Source organism: Vicinamibacterales bacterium (assembly GCA_035699745.1).
In the GTDB taxonomy this organism is placed as follows: Bacteria; Acidobacteriota; Vicinamibacteria; order Vicinamibacterales; family 2-12-FULL-66-21; genus JAICSD01.
Genome location: DASSPH010000023.1, coordinates 1 through 9,933 on the forward strand (window position 1 = coordinate 1; position 9,933 = coordinate 9,933).

Genomic DNA, 9,933 nt, shown 5'->3' on the forward strand with positions numbered 1-9,933 from the left:
ACCGCAGGAACGATCCCGCTCGCGCTCGCCGACGCGCGTGCCGAGGGGCGTCTCAAGAAGGGGGATCTCGTCCTGCTCTGCTCGGTGGGGGCCGGTTTCACCGTGGGCGCGGTGCTGCTGCGCTGGAGCCTGTAGTCGCGCTGGCCGCTGTGACACGACCTCTGGTACGGAAAGCCGCCAGCCGAAAGCCCCGGGGCAGATCGCTGCCGCCGTCCCGTGTGTTCCTCCTGTCCCCCGCCAACTGCTCCGGGCCGCGCGCGAAAGTCGTGCTGGCCGAGAAGGCGAGCTTCGATCTCGCGGTCAGGCTGCGCACCGAGCACGGCGTGGCGATCGGCGAAGTGTTCGCGTTCATCAGCGGGCTGTACTTCAAGGGCAAGCTCGCCTACGCTCTCGAGTTCGCACGGCCGCCGGATCCGGCCGCCGAGCTCACCGGCAGCGGTGCGCTGGTCATCACACCGAATGCCGGGCTGCGTCCGGTGGAGACCGCCGTCACGGCGGATGCGATCCGCGCGTTCGCCGGCGTCGACATCGCCGCCAACGATCCGCGCTACCGCCGCCCGCTGCTCGCCAGCGCCCGCGCGCTCGACGAGGAGGTCGGACCGGACTGCGAGATCGTGCTGCTCGGCAGCATCGCCTCCGCCAAGTACGTCGACATCCTGACGGACGTGTTCGGCGAGCGTCTGAAGTTCCCGATCGACTTCGTCGGCCGCGGCGACATGAGCCGCGGCGGACTGTTACTGCGGTGTGTGCGGTCGGGCGAGGAGCTGCCCTACGTTCCCGTTCAGGGGGCCGTGCGTCACGGTCCGCGGCCGCCGCGGCTGGCGCCGATCAAAGGCATCTCGAAGTGAAGATCCCGGCGGCGGGCTCCGCCAAGGTTCACGTCGAGGGGAAGGACGTCCAGCTCACCAATCTCGACAAGCCGTTCTGGCCCGAGCTGGGCATCACCAAGGGGGACCTGATTCAGTACTACGCGGATGTCGCGCCGCTGCTCCTGCCCCACATCAAGGGGCGCGCGATGGTGATGAAGCGGTATCCGCACGGCGCCGCGGGGGAGTTCTTCTTCATGAAACGGGCGCCGTCGCCGCGTCCGGACTGGATCGGGATCTGCCGCATCGACCACGACTCGGGCAACGTGATCGATTTCCCGATGATCGACGACCTGGCGTCGTTGCTGTGGGTGATCAATCTCGGCTGCATCGATCTGAACCAGTGGTATGCCACGTGCGACGACGTGGACCGGCCGGATTACCTGCACTTCGATCTCGATCCGGGCAGCGCCTCGTGGGAGCAGGTCCTCGAGTCGGCGCGCATCGTCCACGAGGCGCTGTCGACGCTGAAGATGCCGGCGTACGCGAAGACCACCGGCTCCAAGGGGATTCACGTCTATGTGCCGATCGTGCGCGGACCGGTGCAGAAGGAAGTGTGGACCTTCGCGAAGGCGCTGGCGCAGGAGCTGGCCGGACGCCATCCCAGGCTGATGACGTCGGTGTACAAGGTTGCGAGCCGGCCCAAGGGGAGGGTTCTGCTCGACTACAACCAGAACGCGTGGGGGCGCACGCTGGCGTCGGTGTATTCGGTGCGTCCGCACCCCCGCGCGTGCGTCTCGACCCCGGTGAGCTGGGCGGAACTCGATCGCGGCGTGCGCATCGAGGACTTCCGCCTGGACAACGTCCGGACGCGCTTCAGGAAGACGGGCGATCTGTTCAAGCCGCTGCTGAAGAAGACAGGGCGGGTGGAGCTGGGGAGGTTTCTGTCAAGTCCCAACGGCCAACGCCCAACGCCCAAGTAACTCCCAACTCCCAACTCCCAAAACTCCCAAGACTCCCAAGACTTCGCTTTGGGCGGTCGGGAGCTTGGCAGTTGGGAATTACTTGGACGTTGGGAGTTGGGCGTCGGGCGTTGACCCGGTTTCCGCGCTCAACAACGCGATCGGCAGGATGTCGAGCACCTGTCCGACGAACAGCCAGGCGCCCGAGGCCGACGTGACCGGCCGATGGGTAGCGCCGGTGAAGACGTCGGTGAAGGTGAGCGAGGTCAACGCCTCGGGCAGCTGGATGCGTGACGTCCGCCACAGGTCGCCGGTCGGCATCGGCCGCTCCGGCGTGATCAACGGGGCGGTGAGGTGCGGCGCGACGGCGAGCGCGACATTGCCGGCCCCGTCCTGCCGCGCGAACGCGATGGCGCGGGCGTCCACCGTGCACTCGACCTCGAGCGGCAGGTACTCCCCCTCGAGGAACAGGTCCGGCTTCGCGGCGCGCAGCCTCAGACCGGCGGCGGTGATCAACAGCTTGAGGCCGCCGCTCGCGATGGTGACGGCGAGACGCTCGAGCGCGCCGCGGCGCTGGTCGGCGGGCAGCGCGAGCACCGCGTCCACGTTGTCGAGCATCTGCTCGCGCCGAAGGAAGTCCACCGGCCGGCGGTTGTCCGGATCGACGAGGTTCAGATCCCAGAGCTCCGTGCCCTGATAGAAGTCGGGCACGCCGGGGGAGGCGATCTTCAGCACGACCTGCGCCAGCGAGTTGACGGCGCCGCCGCGCGACACCTTCTGCTGGAACGGCAGGAACGCCGGCAGGAACTTCCGGGCGTGGCTGCCGGCGAGCACGCGCTCCACGAACGCGGTCAGCGCGTTCTCGTACTGCTCGTCGGGACTCAGCCAGCTGGTGTGCCGCTTCGCCTCCTTGACCGACTTGATCATGTAGGCGCGCATGCGGGGGACGAGATCGTCGGGCAGGCGATCGCCGAACGGCCACGCGCCGAGCAGCGCCTGGTAGAAGCGATACTCGTCGTTGCGATCGGGCGCGGGGTCGCCGTCGACGATCGTCCGCGCGCTCTTGTTGATGCGCATCCACCGGGCGACCTCGCGCTCCCACTCGGCGGGAAGCTCCGACAGCACGTTGATCCGGGCGCGGACGTCTTCGCCGTGCTTGGTGTCGTGGGTGGCGGTGGCGCTCATCTCGTAGGGCCATTCCTGCCGCCGCTGCTGATTCATGGCGTGGAAGTCCGGCGCGAGCAGGCCGAAGCGCGACGGATCGCCGCCGACCTCGTTCAGCGAGAGCAGCAGGTTGTGGCGATAGAAGGCGGTGTCTTCCAGCCCCTTGGCCTGCAGCGGCCCGGTGTACTGCTGGAATTTCATCGCGAACCGCAGCCGGGCCGCCACTTCGTCCTCGTCCGCCGGCGGATAGCCGCCGCGCCGCTCCACTCCCGTCGGCTGGTCCGACGGGTCGCGCGGCAGCATCACGTCGCGGAAGAAATCGAAGATCGACGATTCCATCGCCGGGTTGCGCCGCCGCGCGTGCGCCACCGCGCGCTCGAGCGCGGCGCGATCGTCCGGCGCCCAGCCGTGCCCGTCGACGTAGGTGCGGTAGATCGGGAAGCAGGCGACCACCTCGCCCAGCATGTCGCGGATGCTGTTCAGGGTGAAGTCGCGCGACTTGCGATTGTTCTCGCCGATCCGATCGAGCATGTGGGCGAGCACCGTCAGTTCGCTCGCCAGCGCGGTATCGATGATCAGGCGCTTCGACTCGTAGAGCAGATCGTCGAAGCTCTGCGTCTGTCCGGTGAGCTTGGCGTAGGTGCGCCGCATCCGCCGGGCGTGTCCGGGATGCACGAACACGCCGTTCAACTGGTTCAGGAAGTTGTAGCCGGTCGTTCCGTGGACCTGCCATTCCCGCGGCAGCCGTTCGCGCCCCGACAGGATCTTTTCCGCCAGCACGTAGACGATCCGCGTGCCCGGCCGCCGCGCCACGCCCCAGGCCTCGGCCGCGAGCGCCTGCAGGTTCTCGAAGTAGCGCGCCGGATCGAACAGGCCGTCCGGATGATCGACGCGAATGCCGGTGACGCGCCCCTCGCGCAGCAGCGCGGCGAGCAGGCGGTGAATCGCCTCGAAGACATGCGGGTCCTCGACCCGCAGCCCGGCGAGCGTGTTCACGTCGAAGAAGCGCCGGTAATTGATCTCGTGCGCCGCGGTGCGCCAGTAGGCGAGGCGGTAGGCCTGCGCCTCGAGCAGCTCGTGCAGCCGATCGAACGATCGCGCGTCGCCCGGCGTCCCGTTGAACGCGGCCAGCACCCTGGCGGCCGCCTCGGGCGATGCCTCGGCGAGCCCCTGCAGCTCCGGGAGGTCGTGCGGATTGATCGGCAGGCGGTTGTCGAAGTACTTCAGCACCAGCCGTCCGTCGACCAGCTCGAGCTGCAGCTCGCCGCGATCGAGCACCTGCCCGTACTGGTCGCCGAGAATCGGCAGCAGCAGCTTCCGCCGCAGCTCCGCCTTGAACGGGTTCCAGTCGATGTCGAAGAACCGCGCGCTCGGCGAGTCGGGACCGTTGGCCAGCACATCGCGCCACCACGGGTTGGTGGCGGTGCTGATGCCCATGTGGTTCGGCACGAAGTCGACGATGTGCTGCAGCCCGGCGCGGCCCACCGCGTCGGTGAACGCGGTGTGCGCCTCGATGCCGCCGACCTCGGGATTGATCAGGTTGTGATTGGTGACGTCGTAGCCGTGCGTGCTCCCCGCCTCGGCGGCGAAGTACGGGGACGTATAGACCGCGCCGATGCCGAGCCGCTGCAGATACGGCACGATCCCGCGCGCCGCATCGAGCGGGAACCCGGCGTGAATCTGCAGCCGGTACGTGCTCGCCGGCACGAAGCGCGGTTTCTCCATTCAGTCGATCACGGCAGCAGTTCGGCGAGGCCGCGCAGCGGGATCCGCACCCACTCGGGGCGGTTGTTCAGCTCGTAGTTCAACTCGTACAGCGCCTTGTCGAGGAGCAGCAGGTCGAGCAGCCAGGCGCGCTGCACCGGATCGGCGGGAAGGAACGGCGCCGCACCCGCCGCGGCGAGATACCCCTTGAGAAACGACGCGCCCGCCCAGCGTTCCCACGCGCGCGCCCAGCCCTCCAGCCGCTCGAACTCGTCGGGACGGCCGGTCGCGCGGTTGAAGAGCGCCGCATACGCCGCGTAGCTGTACGACCGCAGCATCCCGGCGACGTCCTTCAGCGGCAGCTCCTTCTCCCGGCGCGCGTGCAGCGGACGCGCCGGTTCTCCCTCGAAGTCCAGGATGTAGAAGTCCCCCTCCGACCACAGCACCTGCCCGAGGTGATAGTCGCCGTGCACGCGGGTGCGCGAGGTCTGAATCTCGCTCGGACGCTGTTTCTGCGCCTCGTTCAGCGCCGACAGGCGCGCCCCGGCCTGGCCGAGGATCGTGTCGGCGTCGGCCGCCGTCTCCGGCGGCAGCGACGCGCGCCGGTCGGCCAGACGCTCGCGGGCGACGCGTCCCTGTCCGATCGCGTCGGCGATCAGCGCGTCGAGATGGTCGCGGGTGAACGGCGCCGGGGCGAAGCCTTCGGCCGTCGTATCGCTGGACAGCGCGAGATGCAGTTCCGCCGTCCGCCGCCCGAGGAGCTGCGCGCTGTCGAGATAGCCGCCCGCCAGATCGCCCATCGGCTTCGGCACGCCGAGCGCCGCCAGATCGAACAGATTGCCGGCAGGGAACAGATCGATCGGCGGCGGACCCTGGAGCTGGACCTCGTCGTAGAACCGATCCACTTCGCCGATCGCGTGTCCCCACCCGTCGGCCTGGCTGGGGACGAACTGCTGCGCGACCGCGAGGTGCGAGATCGCTTCGCCGGCGCCGCGATACTCGAGGAACGCGGCAACCTGCGGCGCGCGGCGGAACCCGGTTCGCGTGGTCAGGAACTCGCCGATCTCCACATCCGGATTCGGCCCCTCGTCGATGCGGCGGAACAGCTTCAGGATCACACGGTAGCCGAACGCCAGCGACGTATTGCTCTGCTCCCCGCCCAACCGGCGGCCGACGAGAGACCCGCCCCCGCGCAGGTCGGGGTAGGCGCCGGTCTGCCGGGCGTGGACGACGCCGCGGCGCAGCCGGATCGCCTGCGCGGCATCCAGCACCGCGAGGAAGGCCTGCGCGCAGCGATCGTCCGCGGCGCCGTCGATCACCAGTCCCTTGCGCGCCCCGGTGACGCGCGCCAGCGCGAAGTGCGGGTTGGCGCCGAGCACCGCTTCGGCCTCGACGCCGGTCGCCATGCCGAGCGGCACGAAATAGCGCTCGCGCCCGCCATCCTCGTAGTCCACCTCGACGATGGTCAGGAAGAGCGGGTCGCTGCCGCGTTTCATCGTCCCCCAGTCGACGAACCGCGCCGCGCGCACCGTCCGCGCCTTGCCGCCGAACCATCGCTGACGGTGCAGGAACGGCACCAGCGCTTCACGCTCGATCAGCGTGCGGACGTTGCCGTCGAGGAGCGTGTCCCAGGCGACCCCCATGAAGAACGCCGGCAGCATGTCCTTGATCTCGGTGCCCGCCTTGGTGGCTTCGGCGAGGCGCTGCGCGGTGATCGGCGACGGCGCCGCCTGCAGACGGAACCAGTAGAAGCTGTAGCCCGGCAGCGTCAGGAAGTACGGCAGCTCGCCGATGCGCGGGAACTCGGTCAGCCCCAGCATCTCGACCGGCGTCAGCCCGTGGAAGCGCGACAGATTGAGCTCGACCGGCTGCAGCGTCCGCGACAGGTTGGCGACGCACAGAACGGTCTCCTCTTCGTACTTGCGAACGTAGGCCAGGATCTTGCGGTTCGGCGCCGGCAGGAAGTCGAGCGTCCCGCGTCCGAAGACCCGGGTCTGCTTCCGCAGCGCGATCAGCCGCTTCATCCAGTTGAGCAGCGACGACGGCGATCGCTCCTGCGCTTCGACGTTGATCGACTGGTAGCCGTACACCGGATCCATGATCAGCGGCGCGTAGAGCTGCGCCGGATCGCTGCGCGAGAACCCGCCGTTGCGATCGCCCGTCCACTGCATCGGCGTGCGCACGCCGTTGCGATCGCCGAGATAGATGTTGTCCCCCATCCCCAGCTCGTCGCCGTAGTAGATGACCGGCGTGCCCGGCAGCGAGAACAGCAGCGAGTTGAGCAGCTCGATGCTGCGGCGGCTGTTCTCCATCAGCGGCGCCAGCCGGCGGCGGATGCCGACGTTGATCCGCATGCGCGGATCCGCGGCGTAGGCCTGGTACATGTAGTCGCGCTCTTCGTCCGTGACCATCTCGAGCGTCAGCTCGTCGTGGTTGCGCAGGAACAGCCCCCACTGGCAGTTCTCCGGGATGTCCGGGGTCTGCCGCAGGATCTCGGTGATCGGGTGGCGATCCTCCTGCCGCAGCGCCATGAACATGCGCGGCATCAGCGGGAAATGGAACGCCATCTGGCATTCGTCGCCGTCGCCGAAATACGGCCGCACGTCCGCCGGCCACTGGTTCGCCTCGGCGATCAGCATCCGCCCCTGATACCGCCGGTCCATCGCCAGGCGGATCTGCTTGAGGATCTGGTGCGTCTCGTCGAGGTTCTCGCAGATCGTGCCTTCCCGCTCGATCAGGTACGGCACGGCGTCGAGCCGCAGCCCGTCGACGCCCCGGTCGAGCCAGAAGTTCATCGTCTTGACGACCGCCTCGAGCACGCGCGGGTTGTCGTAGTTCAGGTCCGGCTGGTGATGGAAGAACCGGTGCCAGTAATACGCGCCGGCGGTGTCGTCCCACGACCAGTTCGACGTCTCGGTGTCGGTGAAGATGATGCGGACTCCCTGGTAGCGCTGCTTGGTCTCGCTCCAGACGTAGAACTCGCGTTCGGGCGATCCCGCCGGCGCCCGGCGCGCCGCCTGGAACCACGGATGCTGATCCGACGTGTGGTTCACCACCAGCTCCGTGATCACCCGGATCCCGCGCTTGTGCGCTTCGTCGATGAAGCGCTCGAAGTCCTGGATCGTGCCGTAGCTGGGATGCACGTTCTCGTAGTCCGCGATGTCGTAGCCGTCGTCCCTCAGCGGCGACGGGTAGAAGGGGAGGAGCCACAGCGCGTTGATGCCGAGCCCCTGCAGGTAGTCGAGCTTGCTGGTGAGGCCGGGGAAGTCGCCGATGCCGTCGTTGTTGCTGTCGAAGAAGGCGCGGACGTGCGCCTCGTAGATGACGGCGTCCTTGTACCAGTCAGACATGTTCAGCGGTACGCGGGCGGTTCGACGATCGGCTGCAGCGCGACGACGTGCGCGACGCTGATGCGCGGATCGAGGCGGACGTAGTTCCATTCGCCGCGCCACGTGTAGATCTCGTTCGACAGCAGATCCGCCGCCTGCACGCTCGCATCCGGCGGCAGCCCCCATTCGACCAGCGGCAGCTTGATGTAGCCGTGCTGCATGTTGAACGGATCGAGGTTGACGACCACGAGGATCGGATCGACGGCGTCGGGGGGAGTCCGCTTCGAATAGCAGATCAGCTGCGGATTGTCGGTCTCGTGGAACCGCAGCCCGTGATCGAACTGCAGGGCGCGGTGCTCGCGCCGGATTGCGTTGACGCGCGCGATCAGCTCCGACATGCTGCCGGGGGCGTCGAACGTGCGCGGGCGGATCTGGTACTTCTCGGAATCCAGGTACTCCTCGCTGCCGGGTCTCACCGGCACGTTCTCGTACAGCTCGAACCCGCTGTAGATGCCGTAGTTCGCGCCCAGCGTCGCGGCCAGGACGAAGCGGGCCTTGAACGCGGCCGGACCGCCGTGCTGCAGGTATGCGTGCAGGATGTCCGGCGTGTTGGCGAACAGGTTCGGCCGCATGTACTCGCGGACCTCGGTCTGCGTCAGCTCGGTGAAGTACTCCTCGAGCTCCTCTTTCGTGTTGCGCCAGGTGAAGTACGAGTACGACTGCGAGAAGCCGATCTTCGCGAGATGCCGCATGATCTTCGGCCGGGTGAACGCCTCGGCAAGGAAGATCGTCTCGGGGTGCGCGGCGCGGATGTCGCCCAGCGCCCACTCCCAGAAGGCGAACGGCTTGGTGTGCGGGTTGTCGACGCGGAAGATCGTCACGCCCTGCGCGATCCAGAACTCGATCACCCCCTTCAACTCGCGCCACAACGCTTCCCAGTCGGCAGAGGCGAAGTCGAACGGGTAGATGTCCTGGTACTTCTTCGGCGGGTTCTCGGCGTATTTGATCGTCCCGTCGGGCCGGTGGCGGAACCACTCGGGGTGCTGCGTGACGTACGGATGATCCGGCGACGCCTGGAAGGCGAGGTCGAGCGCGATCTCCAGCCGCCGGGCTCGCGCCGCGGCGACGAAGCGGCCGAAGTCCGCGAGCGTGCCGAGCCCCGGTTCGATCGCGGTGTGTCCCCCTTCAGCCGATCCGATCGCCCACGGACTTCCCGGATCCCCCGGCCCGGCGGCGAGCGAGTTGTTGCGCCCCTTGCGGAAGCTGGTGCCGATCGGGTGAATCGGCGGCAGATACACCACGTCGAATCCCATTGCCGCGATGTAGGGGAGGCGCTCAGCCGCTTCCGCGAAGGTCGCGCTGCGCGACGGATCGCTCCCCGCCGAGCGGGGAAACATCTCGTACCACGCGCCGAAGCGGGCGCGTTCGCGCTCGGCGATCACCGTCAGCACGCGCGGATAGCGCGTCGCGGCGCTGCGTCCCGCGTCGGCGGGAAGCAGCCGCTCCTCGAGCCGTTCGCTGGTGACGTCCTGGCCGGCGGCGAGCTTCTTCTCGAGTCCCTGCTTCCAGGTCGCGTAGGTGTCGACCCAGCCCTCGACGGTGAACTCGTAGGTCGCGAACTCCTCGGCCGCGGCGAACGACGCCCGCCAGCGATCGTTCGGCAGCGCCTCCATCGGCGTCTCGCGCCACGTCTTCTCGCCGCGGCGGCGCCAGAGAAGCCTCGCCGCGAGCACGTCGTGCCCATCGGCATAGACATCCGCCTCGACGACGACGGTCTCGCCCGCCGTCCGCTTCGCCGGGTACCGCCCGTCGTCGACCTGCGGCGTGACCGCCTCGATGATCACCCGGCGCAGGAGCGCCGGATCGAGCGGCGCTGCCGCCTTCCGCTTCCCGCTTGCCGCTTTCCGCGTTCTGCTCTCCGCCATCCGCTTACCGCCATCCGCCAGGCGCTGTCCGTTGTCCGGCTGG

5 protein-coding genes are annotated in these 9,933 nt (G+C 68.3%); 2 read left to right on the forward strand and 3 right to left on the reverse strand.

Annotation, left to right across the window (positions count from 1 at the left end; all coding sequences use genetic code 11):
* The first annotated feature begins 218 nt into the window (after positions 1 to 218).
* Positions 219 to 848 (forward strand): hypothetical protein, encoded by a 630-nt coding sequence (locus VFK57_04480; protein HET7694941.1) that lies wholly within the window; start codon positions 219 to 221, stop codon positions 846 to 848.
* A complete protein-coding gene (ligD, locus tag VFK57_04485) occupies positions 845 to 1,789 on the forward strand; it encodes a non-homologous end-joining DNA ligase (protein HET7694942.1) in 945 nt (314 codons plus the stop codon). The genes VFK57_04480 and ligD overlap by 4 nt, the downstream gene beginning before the upstream one ends.
* A gap of 78 nt (positions 1,790 to 1,867) precedes the next feature.
* Here ligD and treY read toward each other — a convergent pair whose 3' ends face one another.
* The 3 genes from treY to VFK57_04500 form a co-directional block, all read right to left on the reverse strand.
* Complete coding sequence (gene treY, locus VFK57_04490) at positions 1,868 to 4,657, reverse strand: malto-oligosyltrehalose synthase (protein ID HET7694943.1); 2,790 nt, start codon at positions 4,655 to 4,657, stop codon at positions 1,868 to 1,870.
* 8 nt (positions 4,658 to 4,665) lie between these two features.
* Positions 4,666 to 7,986: a maltose alpha-D-glucosyltransferase gene (treS, locus tag VFK57_04495; GenBank protein HET7694944.1), complete on the reverse strand. Its 3,321-nt coding sequence runs from the start codon at positions 7,984 to 7,986 to the stop codon at positions 4,666 to 4,668.
* A 2-nt stretch (positions 7,987 to 7,988) separates the two neighbouring features.
* The coding region (locus VFK57_04500; GenBank protein HET7694945.1) for an alpha-1,4-glucan--maltose-1-phosphate maltosyltransferase at positions 7,989 to 9,933 on the reverse strand (1,945 nt) is incomplete at its 5' end.

What these genes read in the sequence shown, in the direction of transcription:
- treS (HET7694944.1), bottom strand. Translation starts at nt 7,986, where the DNA reads ATGTCTGACTGGTACAAGGACGCCGTCATCTACGAGGCGCACGTCCGC.
- treY (HET7694943.1), bottom strand. Translation starts at nt 4,657, where the DNA reads ATGGAGAAACCGCGCTTCGTGCCGGCGAGCACGTACCGGCTGCAGATT.